The organism is Citrobacter sp. RHBSTW-00570 (assembly GCF_013739755.1).
Classification (GTDB): Bacteria; Pseudomonadota; Gammaproteobacteria; order Enterobacterales; family Enterobacteriaceae; genus Citrobacter; species Citrobacter braakii.
This window is the reverse complement of record NZ_CP056399.1, coordinates 897,695-919,257: the sequence shown is the minus strand read 5'-3', so window position 1 is coordinate 919,257 and position 21,563 is coordinate 897,695. Positions and strand designations below refer to the sequence as shown.

Below are 21,563 nucleotides of genomic sequence, written 5' to 3'. Positions count from 1 at the left end.
TTATGTCTTATCAATACGTCAACGTGGTCATCATCCAGAAAGTCGCGGTCATTGAGTTCAATTACGCCCGCAAGCTCAATGCCCTGAGCAAAGTGTTTATTGACGATCTGATGCAGGCGCTGAACGACCTCAATCGTCCGGACATTCGCTGCATCATTCTGCGCGCCCCGAGCGGGGCCAAAGTGTTCTCTGCCGGGCATGATATTCATGAACTCCCCACCGGACGTCGCGATCCGCTCTCTTATGACGATCCGCTGCGTCAGATAACTCGTATGATCCAAAAATATCCGAAGCCGGTGATCTCCATGGTTGAAGGCAGCGTCTGGGGCGGCGCGTTTGAGATGATCATGAGTTCCGATCTGATCATCGCAGCCAGTACGTCTACCTTCTCCATGACCCCGGTCAACCTCGGCGTGCCCTATAACCTGGTGGGCATCCACAACCTGACCCGCGACGCTGGTTTTCACATCGTTAAGGAGCTGATTTTTACCGCCTCGCCCATCACCGCTCAACGCGCTATGGCGGTCGGGATCCTCAACCATGTCGTTCCAACCGAGGAACTGGAAGATTTCACCCTGCAAATGGCGCATCACATCTCGGAAAAAGCGCCGCTGGCAATCGCCGTCATCAAAGAAGAACTGCGCGTGTTGGGCGAAGCACACACCATGAACTCTGACGAATTCGAGCGCATTCAGGGCATGCGCCGCGCGGTGTATGACAGCGAGGATTATCAGGAAGGGATGAACGCGTTTATGGAAAAACGTAAACCTAATTTTGTTGGCCATTAATCACGTCCGACGAAGGAGACGGCCATGAAACGGATGAGCGCCGAACAGGCGGCAGAAATTATCCAGCACGATGATATGGTGGCGTTCAGCGGCTTTACCCCCGCGGGTTCGCCAAAAGCGTTACCCACCGCAATTGCCCAACGCGCCTGCGAACGGCATCAGGACGGGCAGCCTTTTCAGATCCGCCTGCTGACCGGGGCGTCAATTGGCGCCGCCGCTGATGATGCACTATCCGCGGCGGATGCCGTTTCCTGGCGTGCGCCTTATCAAACCTCATCTGGCCTGCGCGAGAAAATTAACCAGGGCCAGGTGAGGTTTGTCGATCTCCATTTGAGCGAAGTCGCGCAGATGGTTAATTACGGCTTTTTTGGCGAAATCGATGTTGCCGTCATTGAAGCTTCCGCCATTGCGCCGGATGGCCGGATTTGGCTTTCCAGCGGTATTGGCAATGCACCCACCTGGCTGCTGCGGGCGAAAAAGGTGATTATCGAGTTGAATCATTACCATAATCCACGCGTGGCTGAGTTTGCCGACATCGTAATACCCGGCGCACCGCCGCGGCGTAACAGCGTGCCCATATTTCATACCATGGATCGCGTGGGCAGTCAGTGCGTGCAGATAGACCCCAGGAAAGTGGTCGCGGTGGTGGATACCGAGCTGCCCGATGCCGGGAATGTGTCGGATAAAACCAATCCGCTCAGCCAACAAATTGCCGATAACGTAGTCACTTTCCTACTGGCAGAAATGGCGCACAAACGCATTCCAGCAGAGTTTCTGCCCTTACAAAGCGGCGTGGGCAATATCAATAACGCGGTAATGGCGAGACTGGGAGAGAATCCGGATATCCCGCCCTTTATGATGTATTCAGAGGTGTTACAGGAATCGGTGGTGCATCTGCTGGAAACGGGCAAGATCACCGGTGCCAGCGCCTCCAGCCTGACCATCTCAGCCCCGTCGCTACAGAAGATTTACGACAACATGGACTTCTTCGCCAGCCGAATTGTGCTGCGCCCGCAGGAGATCTCCAATAACCCGGAAATCATCCGTCGGCTGGGGGTCATTGCACTCAACGTTGGGCTTGAGTTTGATATCTACGGCCATGCCAATTCCACGCACGTTGCGGGCGTGAACCTGATGAACGGTATCGGCGGCAGCGGGGATTTCGAGCGCAACGCCTATCTGTCTATCTTTATGGCGCCGTCGATTGCCAAAGGCGGGAAAATCTCAACCATCGTGCCGATGTGCAGCCATGTCGACCACAGCGAACATAGCGTTAAAGTGATCGTGACCGAACAAGGGATTGCCGATCTGCGTGGGTTATCTCCGATGCAGCGGGCGCACACGATTATCGATAACTGTGCGCATCCCCTTTACCGGGACTACCTGCACCGCTATCTGGAAAAAGCGCCCGGCGGGCATATCCATCACGATCTCAGCCATGCGTTCGATCTGCATCGCAACCTTCTCGAGACAGGATCGATGCTCGGTTAACTTGCCGTACCGTCACGATCTTCAGCAATATGCTGGAGCATGGTGCCGGTATAGCGATGATTTTTCAGCGAATAGAGAAACTCCTGCATATACATGGGGCTGCCGGGCGCGTCGAAATACTTTAGCGTCGACGGATTCACCAGCCGCCAGGCAAAATGAGGAATCACCGTCAAAAACTGCCCGCGCTCCACCGCGCTAATCTTGGCCATAAAGCTGTACGGACGGTAGATAATCGTCGGATTGATCCCGCAGGGCCGCATATAAGCATCCAGCATCGCCTCAAAGTTGGCGCGATTCTGGAAGCGCATTTGCAGCCAGGGCAGCTCGCGCAGCAGATCCTGCGGCTGTTTCTCTTCGTAGCGCCGGGAAACGAGAAACCCCAGACGTAGCGGAGGCAGTTCGCTGATCGCCAGATTTTCCAACTCCTGTACGCGGGGAGAAACGTGCTGTGGCGAGATAATGAAATCCAGTTTGCGGTCGAACAGATTATCAATCACCCCATTCTCACTGAATTCAACGGCCTGGGCCGTCACGCCGTCATATTTATCGCCAAGGCTAATCAACTGGTCAAAAATAATCGTTGGATAAGTATTATCGATACCGATGACGATTTCCCGCGAGCGACAAGAGGCGTTATGGATTTCATTATCAATGGCAGAGAGGCGCTGATAGACGGGAAACAGCTTCTGATACAGCTCCTGTCCGGCTTTATTCAGGCTGATGTTGTTATCTTTACGGGTAAACAGCGTATAGCCGATTTGATCTTCCAGTGCAGCAATGCTTTTACCGAAAGGCGATGCGGTCATATGTATTTTTTCTGCCGCTCTGGCGATGTTATTGGTTTGCGCCAGCAGAATGAAATTACGCATCTTTTTCGAGATAAAAATATCCATAGCGTCCCCTTAAAAATCGCTATGGCCTATCCTCATTACCACGAAAAAAAAGACTGAATGTGAGGTCTCATTTTTACAGTTGCTCACAGAAAAACCGGCTGGAATATTTTGTCGGCCTGATGAGACGCGTAAGCATCGCCATCAGGCTAAAAACTTGCCGGATGGCGACTTACGCCTATATCAAGACTACTTATTGGTTACTGTAGGCTCAATCTGGAAGACGACATCAACCTGATCGTCAAACTGAATAACCGGCTGTTCGTAGGTTTCCTGAGCGGAGGTTGCAGGCGCTGCATCTGCTTTCATCATCCGTACCATCGGGCTCGGTTGATAATTGGAAACGTGGTAACGCACACTGTAAACGGGACCCAGTTTGCTATTAAAGCCCGCGGCCAGCTGTTCAGCCTGATGAACAGCATCATCAATCGCCGCTTTACGCGCTTTGTCTTTGTAAGCATCCGGCTGGGCAACGCCCAGCGATACCGAACGAATCTCATTCAGACCGGCCTTCAGCGCGCCATCAAGCAGAGCGTTGAGTTTGTCCAACTGACGCAGCGTGACTTCAACGGTGCGCACTGCACGATAACCTTTGAGGATGCTTTTGCCGTTCTGGTAGTCGTAGTCCGGCTGCGTACGCAAGTTTGCAGCGCTAATGTCTTTCTTCGCTATCTGGTTCTGTTCAAGGAAGGACAGATATTGCGCCACGCGCTCATCGGCCTGCTTCTTCGCGGAAGCCGCATCCTTTGCAGCAACGTTCACTTCAATCGCCAGGGTGGCGATGTCTGGGGTTGCATCTACGCTTGCCGTTCCGGAAGTCACGATGTGCGGTCCATTTGGCAACTCATTTGCCTGTACCGATAGTGCGCTGAATCCGACTAATGCCGCCAGGGCCATTATTTTGAACTTCACGGTCGTTCCTCCATGTTTCATTAATTACCCCAAAACTCAGGGCACATGCAGGCAAGCTTAGCCGATCTCGCTGCGTTGTCCATCAGACAACACTTAGTTGAACAGCGCATGAACGTGCGCAACACCTTCTTTTGCCAGCTGAAAAGCGATAAACCACATCACTAATCCTACCAGCGTATTGATGATGCGCTGTGCTTTCGCAGTTCGCAGACGCGGTGCCAGCCAGGCCGCCAGCAATGCCAGACCGAAGAACCACAGGAACGAAGCGCTGACGGTTCCCAGTGCAAACCAGCGTTTAGGCTCAACGTCCAGTTGCCCCCCCAGACTCCCGAGCACCACAAAGGTATCCAGGTAAACATGTGGGTTGAGCCATGTCACCGCCAGCATAGTAGCGATGATTTTCCAGCGCCCCTGCTTCATCACTTCGGCGCTGGCCAGTTCCAGATTACTGCTCATCGCCGTTTTTAGCGCACCGAATCCGTACCAGAGTAAAAATGCGACCCCGCCCCAGGTGACCAGCGCCATCAGCCATGGCGACTGCATCAGCAAGGCGCTACCGCCGAAGATCCCCGCGCAAATCAGCACTAAGTCACTGATAGCGCAGAGTAAAGCAATCATGATGTGATACTGACGACGGATCCCCTGGTTCATCACGAAGGCATTTTGTGGACCAAGCGGAAGTATCATGGCTGCACCAAGCGCAAGCCCTTGAAAATAGTAGGATAACATGTAAAACATCTCACATAATTGTCTTGTGGGCAGACTATACTGCGCGGGATTCATTAGAGGAAATGGATAATATTAATCAGTAATTAGCATTATTAATAATACCGCGCACACTCCCCTCCATATTCAGTCTCTGACAATAGCGATTGTGCGTTACCCGGGGTATGCTGAAAGATAAATCTGTCTATACCAAAGGAATGGGTATGAAGCATAACGCGAACATTTTTCTCTTCTGTGCCTCGCTGATAGTTACCAGTTTGTGGCCCACTGTCGCCAGCGCAGACAGAACGCTGCGCTATACCGATCACGAGCCATATGGCAACATGCGTACCCGGCTCATAAAAGAGACTTTTTTTCGTGCGATCGAACAAGAGTCGCTTGGACGTTTGAAAATCGACGCTCACTGGAACGGCGAGCTGTCCACCAGCTATGACGCCTTAAAAACGATCGGCCAGGGCAGCGTGGCGGATATGGGGATCGTGGTCCCTGAGTACACGCCCGAACAACTGCCGCGACACCAGATTTTTAAGAGCTTCCCCCTCGGACCGGGCCGTGGTGAAGCGCAGGTTAACGCCTTTCAGCGGATTTTCCGCGAGTATCGCCAGTTTGGTCGCGAGCTGGAAAACAACAATCTGGTGAATCTTCAGTTTTTCCTCGGCTATCCGGTTGGATTTTTTACGACCAGGCCGAACGTCGATTTGGCACAGCTGAATGCAAGCCAATGGCGGACCGCCAGCTTTTGGCATCAATCATTTTTACGCAACGCGGGCGGCGTGCCGGTCAGCATGCCATGGAATGAAAAAATTACCGATGCGCTTCAGACCGGACAGCTTGACGGCCTGATGGTTAACCTCGACAGCGGAGATGATATCCATGCCCAGCGGGCGGCCCCCTATATTCAGCTCTCCCCTTCGCTCTGGCTCGGACACGTTTATCTTCTGGTGATGAATAAAGACGTCTGGGATAGCCTGGACGTGAAAGATCGCGCAGCCATCAATCGGGCCGCCGCCATGACGCAAAAACGTATTGGCGCAGTGCAGGACGCAAGCCTGACCGCAATGGCGAAAAAGATGGCAAAAGAGGGCGCACACGTTCACTACCTGAGCAACAGCGAGCTGAATGCGTGGCAAGCCGCTACCGGGTATCAGCACGTTCAGGCCGAATGGATTGCCCAACAGGAAAGTAAAGGAATAAACGATGTTGGCGAGCTGATGCAGGGTGTCAGCGCAATTCTTAACAAGACGAGATAAATCAACGCCCGCCTCTCTCTGGCGGGCGTTTTTAGCTGAAGTTACTCGGTCGCGTTCTCTTTCACGCGTTTAAAGTTCACATCCATCTGCGGGTACGGGAAGCTGATACCGTTGGCGTCAAACTCGCGCTTAATACGCTCCAGTACATCCCAGTAGACGCTTTGCAGATCGCTGCTGTTGCTCCAGACGCGTACGACGAAATTAATCGAGGAAGCGCCCAGCTCATTCAGGCGTACCGTCATTTCACGGTCTTTTAGGATGCGATCTTCAGACTGGATGATATCAGTGAGGATTTTTTTCACCTGATCGATATCGGAGTCGTAGGCCACGCCGATAATAAATTCGTTACGACGGACCGGCTCGCGAGAGAAGTTAATGATGTTCCCGGCAATGATTTTACCGTTTGGGATCACCACAATCTTACCGTCTACGGTACGCATAGTTGTGGAGAAAATCTGCACGTTAAGCACGGTTCCCGCAACGCCGCCAAGGTCTACATATTCACCCGCGCGGAACGGACGGAACATCACCAGAAGCACGCCTGCGGCGAGGTTGGACAGCGACCCTTGCAGTGCCAGACCGACAGCTAAACCTGCGGCACCGAGAACGGCGATCACGGAGGCAGTTTGCACCCCAACGCGACCCAGCGCGGCAATCAGCGTGAAAGCGATAATACCGTAGCGCACCAGTGCAGAAAGAAAGTCGGCAACGGTGGCATCAATTTTACGCGCCAGCATCAGGCGATTAACGGTGTTTGATACGATACGCGCCACGATCATACCGATAATGACAATCGCGATGGCCGCAACGATGTTGACGGCATAGCTCAACAGTAGCTCCTGATTGCGGACCAGCCAGGTGCCCGCACCGTTTATGCTGTCGACAACATTCAAATCTTCCATTCAATATTCCTTGAGCATGTCAAAAAAATTACGAGATCAATCTCACGAAAACACCCTATTAAAGGTAAACAAAAAAGACCGAATCTGCCATTTTTTCAACATGATCCCTTAAAAAACCGCCGTAAACTCAGTTCTCCGCCGGTCGATCGACCATCCGCAGGAACCCACTCACCAGCGAATCTTTTTGCTTAAAAATGTCCGCAATTTCACTGACCACCTTTCCGCTGCCCGCATTCTTCCAGGCAATCGAGAGCGGCGATGGCTGGCGCGGATTAATCACCTCACGGGCAACCAGTGCCCCGGATTCAACATAAGGACGACACATCCGCTCGGGTAAAAAGCCGACGCCAAGCCCGCTTAAATGACAGGCCAGCTTAGTGCTGAGATCCGGCACTTTGATCTCCTTTTGCCCGCTAAGCAGCCAGGCGACGCGGCGCGTAAGCGTACGCGAGGTATCTTCAATATTGATAGCCGGATAGCGGCGCAGCATATCGTCTGACAGTACCGGCACTGGATGGCTGGCCAGCGGGTGATTTTGCGCTACCACAAACCGCCAACTGATATCTCCCAGCGGCAACAGAGAGATATTATTGGAGAGCGATTCCGATCCGGTGACGCCAATCGCCAATTGGAAATCGTCATACAGTAGCGAATCCCACACGCCCATATAGACCTGTCGGGAAATTTGAAATCTGGTGAAGGGAAATTGTTGGTGCAGCCAGGTCAGTAAATCTGCCGTGGTCTGCGGCTGGTACAGCAGATTGTTGATAACGATGTTCACCTGCCGTTCAACGCCCGCGTTGATCTGCTGAAGCTCGTCCGGCATTGCATCCAGCCAGTTAAGCCACTGTCGACAATGCTCAAGCAGATGTTGTCCGGCTAGCGTCAGACTGACGGAGCGGGTTGTACGTAAAAAGAGCTGCGTCCCCACCTGCTCTTCCAGCGTTTTAATGCGATAGCTAATCGCCGCGGGCGTTTTATGCAGGGAGCTGGCCGCGCGGGAAAAACTCTCCGTCTGTGCAACCCGAATAAAAGTGCGTATTGTTTCCTGATCGAGCATGCGTTCCCCTTGAGTCGACCACCTGTAACCACCGTTGCGCTATCGCGATTCCCAGCAATATGTCCGCCCCCGAGGAGTGCCCGACAGCAAGCAGGCGTCTGATTGCAGAATGCGGATCGCGTCCGGACTGTAAACCACGTATCACCTTCTGTAGCGGCGTTGAAAATTCGCCCACTCTGGCGCTGTTCAGATAGCTACAGCTTACTGACGTGGTGAGCGGCACAAGTTGCTCCGTCGGGGGTAAAAAATAGCGCAATTTGGCAGAAAGCCCCGCAGCATACAGCACAGCCAGCATCCCCGTCAGCATATCATCGCCGCTGGGCGTCAGTCCTGGGCCGTATCCGATCAGCCAGCGCCAGTCAGGCGTCACGCCACGATGCCAGCACTCAAGTTGCTCAATGATTTCAGGGTAGTGCAACATCGTATTGAGTGGCTGATTCAGCGCTCCGGAAAGACCACTGTGTTGAGTGCAAAAAGAGAGATCGACAGGGGCAAGTACGGCAGGATCCAGCGACATCCGGAGTGTGCGACGCGAGCAAAGCGCTATACCCTGTCCCCGCAGGATGCTCCCCTGTTTGATAAGTCGTTCAATATGCGCCACGCGGGAAAACTGTGTGGTGCTCAGCAGCATGCCCGTCGGTCCCATCCCCTTTCCGTAGCGAAACAGCGTCAACAGCTCGCCGTCAGGACGGCAAAAATTAATCGCCTGCGAGAAGCGGCTGTGCAACCTCCATTCGCCATCGGGAAGTCGATAAAAACCCGCGCTGGCTAATGCCTTAATCGTCACCATCGATACACTCCAGGACACTGGATGGCAGGGAGAGCGCCCGAGCCGGCCTACGGAATGAACTCATTCGCAGGCCGGATAAAACGCAACTGCGTCGCCTTCCGGCAACGTTGTTATGCCGTGATGTGATGCAGTTCCGCCAACGCTTCAAGCGCTTTTTCAAAACAGAGCAGCGGTGCGCGAACGGTGCCTGCCCCCACCTGGCCGATCCCCGCATCCTTGTGAGCAATACCGGTGTTAATCAGCGGCGTAATCCCCGTTTCCACGACGCGACGGATATCCAGCCCCAGACATGCCCCTTTGAAATCCCATGACGGGATCTGGAACAGCGGACTGTTGGCAAGATAGATCTCCGCCATCTCTTCCGATGTCTCCAGCGCAGCCCCCATGCCACCCGCGCCAACGAAGCGCGTTACGCCCGGTGCGGCGATCATCGCAGCACCGCCAATCCCCAGCGTTTCCGTGATGGCACTGTCGCCGATATCCGGATTGGCATCAGTCTGGCTATAGCCGGTAAAGAACAGCCCCTGCGGCGTGTTCACCGGCGCGGTAAACCAACGATCGCCTGTGCCGCTCACGCGAATACCGAAATCACGGCCGTTACGCGTCATGGCGGTCACCACAGAACCTGCTTTAATTTCCGCCGCCGCATCCATAACGGCTTTACTGTAGGCCATTGCCAGGTTAAGGAAGAACTGGTCGGTGACGCTCAGGAATTGCAACACCTCAATGATTTCCGCCTTCGGACGCGCCAGTCCGGCAATCACCGGAGAAAGCGTGCGTAGCAGCAGAGAAGAGGCCGCAATATTACGTTGGTGGAACTCATCGCCCATCGTGATAGCCTGCGCCATCAGTGCCGTCAGATCGACGCCGTTTTCCATCTGCGAGAGCGCTTCCTGCAATACCGGCGCCAGCGTATCACGCATCCAGCGCAGACGTTTCTGCACGTCATCGCCGTAAGCGCCAAAGCGCATCACTTTGCCGATCCCCTCATTGAGGTTGCAGCAGGCCTGATTGCCGTGGACGATATCACGCACGACCAGCACCGGCATATTGGCGGACGTAATACCACCCATCGGACCGACCGCGCCAACGTGGTGGCAAGGAATAAACTCGACCTCTCCCTGCTCCAGCATCCGCAGGGCATCTTCCTCCGTGACCGCCCAGCCTTCAAACAGCGATGCGCCAATACAGGCTCCGCGCATTGGGCCAGTCATCTCTCCCCAGGCAATCGGCGGACCAGCGTGCAGTAATTTGCGTCCAGAAGATAATTCGGCCACCGCTTCTTTTGCAGGACGCACGGCAACCCAGTGGGGGCGTGCAGCTTTAATTCGTTCGATAATGGCTTCGTTGGCCTGTGCAATAGATGAATACATATCCGTACCTCTGAACTTAATGTAACTGTTTGAGTAAGCTGGCAAGACGGGCGTTGCCACCGGCAACAGGCGCCCACTGATAATGCACAACCGGCGTACCGCTACTTTGCAGATCCAGCGCGAAGCTGCGCAATCCGGCGTTGATAACCTGTACGCCCGCAAGAAGCGCGCTATGCGTCTGTGGAATATTGTGATTCTGGTGATGCGTCAGGCTAACGGCGAGCAGTACCGCCTCTTCGAGGGTTTCTACCACGGCAACCCCGGCTTCACGGAGTTTCTCTTCCTGCTCGCTGCGGCCCTGCGGATCGCCCTCGGTTCCGGTCAGAGTAGCAATCACCACCAGCGGCGCAGTGCGTTTGGCGCGCACTTGATCTACCGCCTCAACAACCGCCCCCGCTGGATCGGCGCAGGCGCCATAGCCCAGTACGACATCCAGCAGCAGTACCCCTACATCCGGAAACGCGGCCAGTTTTTCGATTTCAATGCTGCGGGTGGTTGGGTCAATCATCGGATGCGGTCTGCCCAGGGTGTAGCTGTCGTCCCCGAGGTCGACAATACGATGACCACCGGCGTCCAGCATCACGCCCTGGTCGTGGCTTTCACTCACGGGAACCCCCAGCCCCGCTGAGAGCAGCATGGCGGCTTCCGCGGCCAGCGTCCCCCCGGCATACAGACCGTAAATCCCTTTGCCTGCCACTTCCGGCTGAGCCCGTCTCTGCTGCGCCACGCGCATCAGCAGCACCGCCAGCCGCGCGGCATCAGAAAGTGAATTCGCCAGCCAGACGTTTCCTTCGCGACGCTGCTCCGGCTTGCTGCCCAGAAACAGCGCGACAACCGGTTTCCCCACCTTTTGCATCGCAGCAATAATGCGGGTTCGCACCTGCGGAGACGGCGGCTTGGAGACAAAAGCCATTACCCGCGTGGCATCATCCGCAGCCAGCATCTCCAGCGCGGTCAATGCGCTGATACCGCCCACGTCAGCGCTCAGGTCACGTCCCCCCAGGCCAATCGCATGGCTAATGCCCTGCTGATGCAGCGCAATCTGCGAGGTAATTTCCTGAATACCGGTGCCTGACGCGCCAATCACGCCAATCCCGCCTTCAGGCAGGACGTTGGCAAAAGCTAATGGGCTTCCGGCAATCATCGCCGTACCGCAGTCTGGCCCCATGACGATCAGCCCGCGCTCGCGTGCCATGGTTTTCAGCTCAACTTCCTGCTCCAGCGGTACGTTATCGGAAAACAACATGACGTTTTTATTGGCCTGCAACCCCTCTCTGGCAACAGATGCGGCATATTCTCCGGCGACGGAGACCAGCAGAAGATTGGCCTGAGGTAATTTCTGGCACGCGCTTTCGAAGCGGCGAGCTTTCACCAGATGATGTGAACTCCCCGACGCGTTGGCGATCGCGCTTAGCTCTTTCTCCAGTTGCTCACGAATCAAATCCAGGATCTCAGGCTGCTCACCTTCGGTTCTGACCGCCACACAAATATCATTTGGCGTGGCATCGGCAAAGTCGTCGTGCCAGAACCCTGTGGAATCCAGCATCGATTTATTGGCTGGTGTTCCCATCATGACCGAAACCTGATCAACTTCCGGGCGCTCACTGAGTTTTCGGGAAATGATCATCAGGCTGACGGAATCCTGAAAACTTCCCTTTTTAATAAAGGCGTAAATCATTACCACTACCTCTTTATGTGCGTTGTTCTTTTAAAAACAGCATTGCGAATAAACCAATAGCCAGCAGTACGGCTGAAACATAGAAACTGGAAGCCAGGCTTCCGGTCATATCACGTGCAGCCCCGGCAATAATCGGTGCCAGAATGGATGAACTCATGCCAATAAAATTAAATAAGCCAAATGCGGTGCTGTAATTATTTTCATCCACGCTGTCGGCTACCAAGGCAACCAGTACCGGATCCAGCGCCAGTTTACCCACCAGACCATAGACACACAGCGCAGTGATAACACCTGTCATATTCGGCATCCAAATAATTGACAACATGCTGATAATCGCGACCGGCACCAGGAACATAATTAAAGGTTTACGCTTGCCTAATTTGTCAGACAGGCTGGAGAATAGCAGCGCCCCAGGAATGGAAATCCAGGCCACCAGCGAAGAGATAAATCCGGTTTCGCTGCCAGCGATACCCCGTTCATTTTGCAGATAATAGGGAAGCCAGGTCAGGATAACGAAGAAACCGAACAGGCTACAGAACACCATAATATAGGTGATAATTAAATTACGGTTTTTCAGCAGATCGCTGAATTTACCCTTTTTAACCGGCGCGCCATCGGCGTCGGCAGTACGTTTCTTCTCTTTCACAAATAGCCAGATAGCCACCCCAACCAGCACGGATGGAACCGCCATCGCATAGAATGGCATCCGCCATGAATATCCCTGATCGTATACCAGCCAGCTTGAGGTCATCAGCCCCAGCGCAATACCAAAAGCCATACCGCTGTTGATGATTGCGCTGCCAAGAGAGCGGTACTTCTTCGGGATCTGCTCAGAGGAAAGACCGTATTGCGGACCATAATAGGTTCCTTCACCCGCCCCCGTCACCACGCGGGCAAACAGCAGGGTGTACCAACTTTTTGCCCAGCCGGTTACCGCGGTGAAAACACCAAAAAGAATAAACCCCGGAACCAGCACCTTTTTCTTACCAATTTTGTCACCCAGAATTCCGGCAGGTACCTGAAGTAATGCGTAAGAAAAATAGAACACAGAATTAAGAATACCCAATTGTGTGCCGCTTAAGCCAAATTCTTTTTCTAATTCGCCCATCACCGGATTGAGCACCGTGCGGTCGGCATACATAAAAATCCATCCCAGCCAGAACAGAAAAACGGTGACCCACCAGGCCGGTATTCCTCTTTTCTTTGTGGCCTCAGCCACTTCATATGAACCAGACATAATTAATCTCCCGGTAATCATTACCGCTGAATACCTCATGTTATCTGACAGGATACGTGAGGTTTGATGTTTTAACTGCGTCTACCATATCGGGGTAAAAATTCATTTCATTTGAACAAAATCACACAAAATCCATTGTTATAAATTCCTGGGAACTGGCCGCAACATTATTAAAAAAAGTCTAATAATCACTTTCAAAGCAATTTAAATAAAGAGACAGAAAACATCATTAATTATCGAGATATTTTTACAGGTATTTGAGTTGTCGACCTTATCACATAATAAAAGCGATAAAACGCTATGTTGACCACGAGATATTTTTCACAATGAGGTCATTAATGAAAAAGAAGATTGTCATTGCGCTTGGCGGCAATGCCTTATTACAGCGCGGAGAAATTTTGAGTGCAGAAAACCAGCAGCGTAGTATTCAGGTATTTGCCGAAATGGCATCCGAATTAGCCCGTGATTATCAACTGGTCATTGTTCATGGCAACGGTCCTCAGGTTGGTCTGCTGGCGCTACAGAACGCGGCTTACAAAGAGTCCCCGGCCTGGCCGCTGGACATTCTGGTTGCGGAAAGTCAGGGGATGATCGGTTTTGCCATTGCCCAGGCGCTGGCGTCATCCACGGGTAACGCGCCCGTGACGACGCTGATGACCCGCGTTGAGGTCGATCCGCAGGATGACGCTTTCTCAACCCCCGGTAAATATATCGGCCCCGTCTACCAGCCGGATCAACAGACAGAGCTGGAAGAACGCTATGGCTGGCAGATGAAAGCGGATGGGCAATATATTCGCCGCGTGGTTCCCTCCCCGACACCGCTAAAAATTCTCGACAGTGATGCCATCTGCACGTTGATGGATGCGGGACACATGGTGATTTGCTGTGGCGGTGGTGGTATTCCGGTCATTGCGCAAGGCGATGGCTATCAGGGAACCGAAGCCGTCATTGATAAGGATTTGACCGCTGCCGTGCTGGCGCAATCCATTAACGCTGACCACCTGCTGATCCTGACGGACGCCGATGCCGTGTATGAAAACTGGGGAACCCCCCAGGCGCGTGCGCTACGACATGTCACACCAGAAGAGCTGGCGCCGTTTGCCGCGCCTGACGGTGCAATGGGCCCGAAAGCGGCGGCGGTGATACAGTTTGTCAAACAGACCGGAAACGCAGCATTTATCGGCGCCCTGAAGGATGCGCCGCAGGTCCTGGCGGGTGAAAAAGGAACCTGCGTTATGCAGTAAAAAAAATGGCTTCCCAAAGGAAGCCATTTTTACTGTCCGCAGACGGAATTACAGAACGTCAACCGCGTTCAGTTCTTTGAAAGCCTGTTCCAGACGGGTGATCATGGTTGCCTGACCAGCACGCAGCCATACGCGCGGATCGTAGTATTTCTTGTTCGGCTGATCTTCGCCTTTCGGGTTGCCCAACTGACCCTGCAGGTAAGCTTCGTTTGCTTTGTAGTAGTTCAGAACGCCTTCCCAGGTAGCCCATTGGGTATCGGTGTCGATGTTCATTTTCACTACGCCGTAGCTTACGGAATCTTTGATTTCCTGAGCAGTAGAACCGGAACCGCCGTGGAAGACGAAGTTCAGGCTGTTATGCGGCAGGTTATGTTTCTTAGAAACATAGTCCTGAGAGTCGCGCAGGATGGTCGGGGTCAGAACTACGTTACCCGGCTTGTAAACGCCGTGTACGTTACCGAAGGACGCTGCGATGGTGAAACGCGGGCTGATTTTGCTCAGCTCGGTGTATGCGTAGTCAACGTCTTCCGGTTGGGTGTACAGTGCAGAAGCGTCCATGTGGCTGTTGTCCACGCCGTCTTCTTCGCCACCGGTGCAACCCAGTTCGATTTCCAGAGTCATGCCCATTTTGGACATGCGCGCCAGGTATTTGGAGCAGATTTCGATGTTCTCTTCCAGAGACTCTTCAGACAGGTCGATCATGTGAGAAGAGAACAGCGGTTTGCCCGTTGCTGCGAAGTGTTTTTCACCCGCGTCCAGCAGACCGTCGATCCACGGCAGCAGTTTCTTCGCGCAGTGGTCAGTGTGCAGGATAACCGGAACACCATAGTGTTCAGCCATCTGGTGAACGTGATGCGCACCAGAGATAGCACCCAGGATTGCAGCGCCCTGAGGAACGTCAGACTTCACGCCTTTACCCGCGATGAAAGAAGCACCACCGTTGGAGAACTGGACGATGACCGGCGCTTTAACTTTTGCAGCGGTTTCCAGAACGGCGTTGATGGAGTCGGTACCAACGCAGTTAACAGCTGGCAGAGCAAAGTTGTTTTCTTTAGCTACCTGGAAAACTTTCTGTACGTCATCACCAGTGATTACGCCTGGTTTTACGAAATCAAAAATTTTAGACATGTTGCGAGTCCTGTATCTTCGGCCTTGGAAAGGGGGCGCGCTCGACAGCGCGCTAATAATTGGGCAGGTTTCCCTGCCCATCAATGTCTTACTTTTTAGCACGCTCTTCGAGCATGGCTACTGCTGGCAGTACTTTGCCTTCCACGAATTCGAGGAATGCGCCGCCGCCAGTAGAGATGTAGGAGATTTTGTCAGCAATGCCGAACAGGTCGATTGCTGCCAGGGTGTCACCGCCGCCTGCGATAGAGAATGCTTCGCTGTCAGCGATAGCATTAGCAACGATTTCAGTACCTTTGCGGAAGTTCGGGAATTCGAACACGCCAACCGGGCCGTTCCACAGAATGGTTTTCGCATTCTTCAGGATGTCAGCCAGCTGCTGTGCAGAAGCGTCGCCGATATCCAGGATCTGCTCGTCTTCTTTTACATCGCTAACGGATTTAAGCGTAGCCGGTGCAGTTTCAGAGAATTCAGTCGCTACGCGAACGTCAGTCGGGACCGGAATATCGCAAGTCGTCAGCAGACGCTTAGCTTCATCAACCAGGTCAGCTTCGTACAGGGATTTGCCGACGTTGTGGCCTTGAGCAGCAACGAAGGTGTTCGCGATACCACCACCAACGATCAGCTGGTCAGCGATTTTTGACAGAGAGTCCAGAACGGTCAGTTTGGTAGAAACTTTAGAACCACCAACGATAGCCACCATCGGACGAGCAGGTTCTTTCAGCGCTTTACCCAGCGCGTCCAGCTCAGCAGCCAGCAGCGGACCTGCGCAAGCTACGTCGGCGAATTTACCGATACCGTGGGTAGAAGCCTGTGCACGGTGAGCGGTACCGAAAGCGTCCATTACGAATACGTCGCACAGCGCAGCGTATTTTTTGGACAGTGCTTCGTCGTCTTTCTTCTCGCCTTTGTTGAAGCGAACGTTTTCCAGAACAACCAGTTCACCGGAAGCGACTTCAACGCCGTCCAGGTAATCTTTTACCAGGCGAACCGGAGCAGACAGTTTGTCTTTCAGGTAGTTAACAACCGGCAGCAGAGAGAATTCTTCGTTGTACTCGCCTTCGGTAGGACGACCCAGGTGGGAAGTTACCATCACTTTAGCACCCTGTTTCAGGGCCAGTTCGATGGTCGGCAGGGAAGCACGGATACGCGCATCGCTGGTTACTTTCCCTTCTTTAACTGGTACGTTCAGGTCCGCACGGATAAAAACGCGTTTACCAGCCAGATCCAGATCGGTCATCTTAATTACAGACATGGTGAATCCTCTCGTTGATTCATAAAGTTTTGTCGACGCTCAAGCGTCGAGCCTGAAACCAATAGCAGCCATCGCTAACGTTGTATCGAGCATACGGTTAGCAAAGCCCCATTCATTATCACACCAGACCAGCGTTTTGATCAGGTGAGCGCCACTCACGCGCGTTTGCGTACCATCAACGATGGCGCTGTGCGGGTCGTGGTTAAAATCTACAGAGACCAACGGTAATTCCGTATAGTCAACTATACCATGAAATGCACCTTGTGCTGCTTTTTGCAGCAACTGGTTGACTTCACTGGCTTTTACTGGTTTTTTCACCGTCACGCTTAAGTCGATCGCCGTCACATTTATGGTCGGTACACGCACCGCAATCGCTTCAAAACGATCGTTAAACTGCGGGAAAATTCGCGTGATGCCCGCCGCCAGTTTGGTATCAACCGGAATAATAGACTGGCTGGCCGCTCGCGTGCGACGCAGGTCAGGATGATAGGCATCAATAACCTGCTGATCGTGCATCGCGGAGTGGATCGTGGTGACAGTACCAGACTCAATGCCGTAAGCATCATCCAGCAATTTAATGACGGGTATTATGCAATTCGTGGTGCAGGAGGCGTTGGAAACGATCCGGTGTTCAGCGCGCAGCTGATCCTGATTAACGCCATACACAACGGTTGCGTCGATGTCGTGACTACCAGGATGTGAAAAGAGCACTTTTTTTGCACCAGCGGCAATATGCGCCTCGCCGTGTTCGCGGTTGCCGAAGACCCCCGTACAGTCCAGCACAACGTCGACACTCAGTTCGCGCCAGGGAAGCGCATCGAGCGTTCGCTCATGCAGAATGCGGATCGCGTCATCGCCAACGATGAGCTGGTCACGTTCCTGACGAACATCCCAAGCAAAACGTCCATGGCTGGTGTCATATTTCAACAAATGCGCCATGCCTGCAGCATCCGCCAGTTCGTTGATTGCCACCACGGTGATTTCCGCCCGACGCCCGGATTCATACAAAGCACGAACCACGTTGCGTCCGATGCGACCGAAACCATTAATCGCTACGCGTACGGTCATAGGTCTCCTGCAAGGATTTCTCAGAAACGATGTGGCAGACAGAGTAATGCAGCAAATCGCTCAGGGAAACCTTACCTGTCGCAAACTGCGACTAATTGGTTAATTGTCGAACATTTAATCGACTGAAACGCTTCAGCTAGAATAAGCGAAACGCGGAATAAAAGGAATGATTGTCCAGCCAAAGAAAACAGTTATCTGACGTACATCACATTTTTCCCGCTGAGACCGGGGGAAATTATTCCAGTAAACCGTAATAATCATTACGGCTTAACAGGAATAATTGGCCTTCACGCAATCCGATATTCACCAGATTCCAGCATCTCCAGCGTCAGGTCACCAGGCAGACTCGCTTCCAGTACCCGACGAACATTTGGTCCGTCGGTACGCTCATAAAACGCCTCAGCGTCAGCTTGTGATAGTCCGCCCGCCAGTTTACGGCCTACCAGTCGTGTACGGAGCGCGTTGGCAGGTGCACGAATAAACAGCGAGTAATCACAAAACTCAGCTAACGCCCGCCACCTTTCATCATCGCGTAATAACCAGTTTCCTTCCACAATCACAATCGGCGCGGTCACTGTTATGGCCGCTTCTACCGGATCGTGTTTTTGCCGGTCGTACTGTGGCCAGGTGCCCTCCCCTTCCCTTATCAGACGTAGATTCTGTGCAAGTTTATCCACATCAAAGGTTTCCGGTGCACCTTTGTATGCTCGCAGGTTATGAGCATCCAGCCAGGTGTTGTAGTGATGGAAGCCATCCATCGGCAGCGTCTGGATCTCCGGCAGGCCAGGATCCTGACGGGAGAGATATTCCCAGAAGGTGGTCAGCGTCGATTTACCCGTACCAGGCGGTGCGCTGAGAAAAACGATCGTTCGTCGCTGCGGGTGAGTGGCGTGTATTTTTGCCAGCTGTTGTAATAACGGTTTGTGGACGTTCTCTATCTCATCATCACGGTAATGTGCTTCAACCTGTAGCCCATTCACCGTTAGTTTGATTTTCACGGCGTTAATTCCTTTAAAATCGCCGTCACTGCCAGCGTCATTGCCGTCTTGACCATTGCGCTAAAGCGCACTTCGGACCACGCAGCAAAGTCGGCAAATTTCATCGACTCCAGCGCACCGTAGAGCGTTGCGTTACGGGTGATACTGTTCACGTTGCTGACAAAATCCCAGGTAATGTCATCGGCAAAACCGGGGATATTATCCTGCTCGTTCAGGTACTGATAAAACTGAGAGAAATGGGTGATGTCGGCATAAAGCCATTTATCCATTTTTCCCAACGCATAAATCAGACGTAACGCAACGTCGATATCGTCAAGCGGTCCACTTTGGGCGAGTAACGGCTTCACTGCATATTCCACGATCTCTTCATCGTTATTAACGAACAGCGACGGTAGAAAGCGCTTAATGCCCTGGAGCAAAATGTTATGTGCCGTCGTCATAAACGAGAGTAAATTATTTTGAGCATCCAGTTGCTCAAGCACATCGTCTTCTGTCAGCGTCGTCATTCGTTTCTCGATAAATCACCATGAATGCAGAGAGTCTATTATATTACACGTTCGATCCGCGCCGCCGATCAGTAAAGTTTGCGTGCGCACACCATTCGCAACCTGTTGGATCCCTTTCACAAGATCGCCGCCCGTGACTCCTGTCGCACTGAATAGGATCTTATTTCCCCCTACCAGTTCGTCCAGCGCGTAGATCCGGTTGATCGCAACGCCCATTTCCGCGCAGCGCTGATGTTCCTGTGCCGCAATCAGACGATTATCTGCGTTATTTCCTTTCGCTCCGCAAAAATCAATCAGTTCAGCCTGCATATCGCCCCCCAGCGCTTTAACCGCACAAGCTGAAATAACCCCTTCAGGCGCGCCGCCAATGGTATACATCAGATCATAAGGATTCTCCTGCATACAGGCCAGCACGCTGGCGGCCACGTCGCCGTCGGACAGAGCAAAGACCTTGACGCCAAGCCGTGTCGCCTCGGCAATCGCTGGTTGAAGGCGCGGCTTATCCAGCGTCACCATCCGCAGTCGCTCCAGCGGTTTACCCAACGCCTCTGCCACATTACGCAGATTATCTGCCAACGGCAGCGCCAGATTAATCGCCCCTTTCGCAAACCGATTAACAACCAGTTTTTTCATGTACATATCAGGAGCGTGTAACAAACTGCCGCGAGGGGCAAACGCCATGACGGCCAGCGCATTGCTTTGCCCCATAGCCACCATTCGGGTTCCTTCGATAGGATCAACGGCGATATCTACCTCAGGTCCGGTGCCGGTTCCCACTGCCTCACCAATCCACAGCATCGGGGCTTGATCAATCTCCCCTTCGCCAATAACGATGCGTCCGCGAATGGCAATACTGTTCAATGCTTCCCGCATTGCCGTCACAGCCAGACCATCAATCTTGTTTTTATCGCCGCACCCGGTTTGCGGCCAGGCTGCCAGTGCAGCCTGCTCCGTGATACGAAATAGCGGCCATGCCAGCGACATCATATCCCCGCCTCCCCGATATCAACGCCAAAGTGTGCCAAAAGGTATTTTTCTGCCTTTTCATTCCAGATACCGTGCGTCTCCTCCACCAGTAGCGCCAGTTCTTTGAATAATGGGTCAGTTTTCCCTTTCTCGGCAAAATCAGCAATGGCGGTTAGTGGCATGATAACGCCGTTATATATCAGCTTCTTACCGCCGGGGATCGCCGGTAAATTCAAAACAGTTTCCGGAACTGCATCAAGGCCGCCAATGTGCGTCACCATAAACGACGGTTGCAGTTGGCCAGTTGCACTGAGCGCAATGGCCTCTTTCATATCATCCGTTGAACCACCGGATGTCCCGACAACGTGAGTGCTGTTGTAGTGCACGTTATAAAAATTAAACGGCACTTTGAAGTTACTGTCCGTAGGACCGGCAAAAAAATTCAGGCAACCATCTTCCGCGAGTAAATCATCAGCCATCTCAACAACTGCAGGCACTGCCGCATACACAAAGACATCATCAAAACCTGCGTCATGAGTTAACGCTCGCAGCATCGCTGTCGGAGAATCCATGCCAGTAGTATTCACATAGATGAGCTCAATCCCCTTTTCAGCCGCCAACTCAACGGGCAACAGTTTTTTAGCCTGCGCCAGTCGTGCTTCGTCAATGTCGACCACCACCACGCGCGACGGCTGAATATTCCCGTTAATGGCATAATCTATTGCACCAATACCCATCGGCCCGGCGCAGGCCAGAAGCGCAATGTTCCCCCCTGGCTTAATCCCCATGCGATGCTCATAAACGTAAGGCGTGGTGTGAAAATTCGCGTTATACGCGCCAATAATACAGCACATCGGTTCTGCCAATGAGGCGGCGGCAAAATAAGAGCCGTGGTAAGGCAAAACGCATCCCAGGTTAATCGCCACTTCCGGGATAATCATATATGTCGCATTGCCGCCAAAATATTCATAGCTGTATCCCGCTGAATATCCACTTGGCAATCCCATCGCGGGTTGCAACACAAAACGCTGACCTTTCTTATATTTATCCGTCAGGTTTTTTCCCACCTCAACAATAATACCTGCACATTCATGTCCGGTAATCACCGGATGGTTTTCCAGATCGTCCGGTACGCGTTTATGATCGCTCCCCAATGCTGCTGCTTTCCAGGTGGACAAACAAACGCTATCGGATATTACGCTTACTAACAATTCATTATCTGTAATTGCAGGCAGTTCAAACTCGCGGATACGAATATCCTGCTTGCCATATATGGCAGCAACTTTCGTTTTCATATTCACTCC

At 52.9% G+C, this 21,563-nt stretch carries 20 protein-coding genes; 4 read left to right on the top strand and 16 right to left on the bottom strand.

Features of this window, described 5'->3' with window-relative positions; all coding sequences use genetic code 11:
* Nucleotides 1-2 precede the first annotated feature (2 nt).
* Nucleotides 3-788 carry a methylmalonyl-CoA decarboxylase gene (gene scpB / locus HV237_RS04415; RefSeq protein WP_016154367.1) on the top strand — a complete coding sequence of 262 codons (786 nt, stop codon included), beginning with the start codon at nt 3-5 and terminating at the stop codon, nt 786-788.
* A gap of 24 nt (nt 789-812) precedes the next feature.
* Nucleotides 813-2,279, top strand: coding sequence for an acetyl-CoA hydrolase/transferase family protein (locus tag HV237_RS04410; protein WP_047357830.1), 1,467 nt, complete (start codon nt 813-815; stop codon nt 2,277-2,279).
* Here HV237_RS04410 and HV237_RS04405 read toward each other — a convergent pair.
* From HV237_RS04405 to argO, 3 genes are all read right to left on the bottom strand, one after another.
* Nucleotides 2,276-3,172, bottom strand: a complete 897-nt coding sequence (locus HV237_RS04405; protein WP_046274941.1) for a LysR family transcriptional regulator — start codon at nt 3,170-3,172, stop codon at nt 2,276-2,278. The genes HV237_RS04410 and HV237_RS04405 overlap by 4 nt on opposite strands.
* A 186-nt stretch (nt 3,173-3,358) precedes the next feature.
* Nucleotides 3,359-4,081, bottom strand: a complete 723-nt coding sequence (locus HV237_RS04400; RefSeq protein ID WP_029139653.1) for an oxidative stress defense protein — start codon at nt 4,079-4,081, stop codon at nt 3,359-3,361.
* 93 nt (nt 4,082-4,174) lie between these two features.
* Nucleotides 4,175-4,810, bottom strand: a complete 636-nt coding sequence (gene argO, locus HV237_RS04395; RefSeq protein ID WP_003027005.1) for an arginine exporter ArgO — start codon at nt 4,808-4,810, stop codon at nt 4,175-4,177.
* Nucleotides 4,811-5,010: 200 nt separating this feature from the next.
* On the opposite strand from argO, the gene dctP reads away from it, so the two are divergent.
* Nucleotides 5,011-6,057, top strand: coding sequence for a TRAP transporter substrate-binding protein DctP (gene dctP / locus HV237_RS04390; protein WP_019077644.1), 1,047 nt, complete (start codon nt 5,011-5,013; stop codon nt 6,055-6,057).
* Between the two features lie 41 nt (nt 6,058-6,098).
* Here the strand turns inward: dctP and HV237_RS04385 are convergent, their stop codons facing one another.
* From HV237_RS04385 to HV237_RS04360, 6 genes are all read right to left on the bottom strand, one after another.
* Complete coding sequence (locus tag HV237_RS04385) at nt 6,099-6,959, bottom strand: small-conductance mechanosensitive channel MscS (protein ID WP_016154372.1); 861 nt, start codon at nt 6,957-6,959, stop codon at nt 6,099-6,101.
* Between the two features lie 127 nt (nt 6,960-7,086).
* Complete coding sequence (gene allS, locus HV237_RS04380) at nt 7,087-8,019, bottom strand: HTH-type transcriptional activator AllS (RefSeq protein ID WP_032931810.1); 933 nt, start codon at nt 8,017-8,019, stop codon at nt 7,087-7,089.
* Complete coding sequence (locus HV237_RS04375; RefSeq protein WP_016154374.1) at nt 7,937-8,809, bottom strand: DUF2877 domain-containing protein; 873 nt, start codon at nt 8,807-8,809, stop codon at nt 7,937-7,939. Before HV237_RS04375 ends, allS begins: the two co-directional genes overlap by 83 nt.
* 110 nt (nt 8,810-8,919) lie before the next feature.
* Nucleotides 8,920-10,182 (bottom strand): DUF1116 domain-containing protein, encoded by a 1,263-nt coding sequence (locus HV237_RS04370; RefSeq protein ID WP_047357831.1) that lies wholly within the window; start codon nt 10,180-10,182, stop codon nt 8,920-8,922.
* A 16-nt stretch (nt 10,183-10,198) separates the two neighbouring features.
* Nucleotides 10,199-11,860 carry an acyl-CoA synthetase FdrA gene (locus HV237_RS04365; RefSeq protein WP_047357832.1) on the bottom strand — a complete coding sequence of 554 codons (1,662 nt, stop codon included), beginning with the start codon at nt 11,858-11,860 and terminating at the stop codon, nt 10,199-10,201.
* Between the two features lie 13 nt (nt 11,861-11,873).
* Entirely contained in the window at nt 11,874-13,097 is a 1,224-nt protein-coding gene (locus HV237_RS04360; RefSeq protein ID WP_016157430.1) for an MFS transporter, read from the bottom strand.
* Nucleotides 13,098-13,435: 338 nt separating this feature from the next.
* Here HV237_RS04360 and HV237_RS04355 point away from each other — a divergent pair, with 338 nt between their 5' ends.
* Nucleotides 13,436-14,341: a carbamate kinase gene (locus HV237_RS04355; RefSeq protein ID WP_016154378.1), complete on the top strand. Its 906-nt coding sequence runs from the start codon at nt 13,436-13,438 to the stop codon at nt 14,339-14,341.
* Nucleotides 14,342-14,389: 48 nt separating this feature from the next.
* On the opposite strand, the gene fbaA is transcribed toward HV237_RS04355, so the two are convergent.
* From fbaA to HV237_RS04320, 7 genes are all read right to left on the bottom strand, one after another.
* Nucleotides 14,390-15,469, bottom strand: coding sequence for a class II fructose-bisphosphate aldolase (gene fbaA, locus HV237_RS04350; RefSeq protein ID WP_003027029.1), 1,080 nt, complete (start codon nt 15,467-15,469; stop codon nt 14,390-14,392).
* A gap of 88 nt (nt 15,470-15,557) precedes the next feature.
* Nucleotides 15,558-16,721, bottom strand: a complete 1,164-nt coding sequence (gene pgk / locus HV237_RS04345; RefSeq protein WP_047357833.1) for a phosphoglycerate kinase — start codon at nt 16,719-16,721, stop codon at nt 15,558-15,560.
* 39 nt (nt 16,722-16,760) lie between these two features.
* A complete protein-coding gene (gene epd / locus HV237_RS04340) occupies nt 16,761-17,789 on the bottom strand; it encodes an erythrose-4-phosphate dehydrogenase (protein WP_016154379.1) in 1,029 nt (342 codons plus the stop codon).
* Between the two features lie 287 nt (nt 17,790-18,076).
* A complete protein-coding gene (locus HV237_RS04335; RefSeq protein WP_016157432.1) occupies nt 18,077-18,787 on the bottom strand; it encodes a nucleoside/nucleotide kinase family protein in 711 nt (236 codons plus the stop codon).
* Nucleotides 18,784-19,293 (bottom strand): MltR family transcriptional regulator, encoded by a 510-nt coding sequence (locus HV237_RS04330; protein WP_016154381.1) that lies wholly within the window; start codon nt 19,291-19,293, stop codon nt 18,784-18,786. Before HV237_RS04330 ends, HV237_RS04335 begins: the two co-directional genes overlap by 4 nt.
* A 15-nt stretch (nt 19,294-19,308) precedes the next feature.
* A complete protein-coding gene (gene glpX, locus HV237_RS04325; protein ID WP_047357834.1) occupies nt 19,309-20,280 on the bottom strand; it encodes a class II fructose-bisphosphatase in 972 nt (323 codons plus the stop codon).
* Complete coding sequence (locus tag HV237_RS04320) at nt 20,277-21,554, bottom strand: zinc-binding dehydrogenase (protein ID WP_047357835.1); 1,278 nt, start codon at nt 21,552-21,554, stop codon at nt 20,277-20,279. The genes glpX and HV237_RS04320 overlap by 4 nt, the downstream gene beginning before the upstream one ends.
* Nucleotides 21,555-21,563 lie beyond the last annotated feature (9 nt).

Coding starts and splice junctions, on each gene's coding strand:
- scpB (WP_016154367.1), top strand. CDS start 3: ATGTCTTATCAATACGTCAACGTGGTCATCATCCAGAAAGTCGCGGTC.
- HV237_RS04375 (WP_016154374.1), bottom strand. CDS start 8,809: ATGGTGACGATTAAGGCATTAGCCAGCGCGGGTTTTTATCGACTTCCC.
- HV237_RS04410 (WP_047357830.1), top strand. CDS start 813: ATGAAACGGATGAGCGCCGAACAGGCGGCAGAAATTATCCAGCACGAT.
- argO (WP_003027005.1), bottom strand. CDS start 4,810: ATGTTATCCTACTATTTTCAAGGGCTTGCGCTTGGTGCAGCCATGATA.
- HV237_RS04320 (WP_047357835.1), bottom strand. CDS start 21,554: ATGAAAACGAAAGTTGCTGCCATATATGGCAAGCAGGATATTCGTATC.
- HV237_RS04355 (WP_016154378.1), top strand. CDS start 13,436: ATGAAAAAGAAGATTGTCATTGCGCTTGGCGGCAATGCCTTATTACAG.
- fbaA (WP_003027029.1), bottom strand. CDS start 15,469: ATGTCTAAAATTTTTGATTTCGTAAAACCAGGCGTAATCACTGGTGAT.
- HV237_RS04370 (WP_047357831.1), bottom strand. CDS start 10,182: ATGTATTCATCTATTGCACAGGCCAACGAAGCCATTATCGAACGAATT.
- allS (WP_032931810.1), bottom strand. CDS start 8,019: ATGCTCGATCAGGAAACAATACGCACTTTTATTCGGGTTGCACAGACG.
- HV237_RS04405 (WP_046274941.1), bottom strand. CDS start 3,172: ATGGATATTTTTATCTCGAAAAAGATGCGTAATTTCATTCTGCTGGCG.
- HV237_RS04330 (WP_016154381.1), bottom strand. CDS start 19,293: ATGACGACGCTGACAGAAGACGATGTGCTTGAGCAACTGGATGCTCAA.
- epd (WP_016154379.1), bottom strand. CDS start 17,789: ATGACCGTACGCGTAGCGATTAATGGTTTCGGTCGCATCGGACGCAAC.
- dctP (WP_019077644.1), top strand. CDS start 5,011: ATGAAGCATAACGCGAACATTTTTCTCTTCTGTGCCTCGCTGATAGTT.
- HV237_RS04360 (WP_016157430.1), bottom strand. CDS start 13,097: ATGTCTGGTTCATATGAAGTGGCTGAGGCCACAAAGAAAAGAGGAATA.
- HV237_RS04365 (WP_047357832.1), bottom strand. CDS start 11,860: ATGATTTACGCCTTTATTAAAAAGGGAAGTTTTCAGGATTCCGTCAGC.
- glpX (WP_047357834.1), bottom strand. CDS start 20,280: ATGATGTCGCTGGCATGGCCGCTATTTCGTATCACGGAGCAGGCTGCA.
- HV237_RS04385 (WP_016154372.1), bottom strand. CDS start 6,959: ATGGAAGATTTGAATGTTGTCGACAGCATAAACGGTGCGGGCACCTGG.
- pgk (WP_047357833.1), bottom strand. CDS start 16,721: ATGTCTGTAATTAAGATGACCGATCTGGATCTGGCTGGTAAACGCGTT.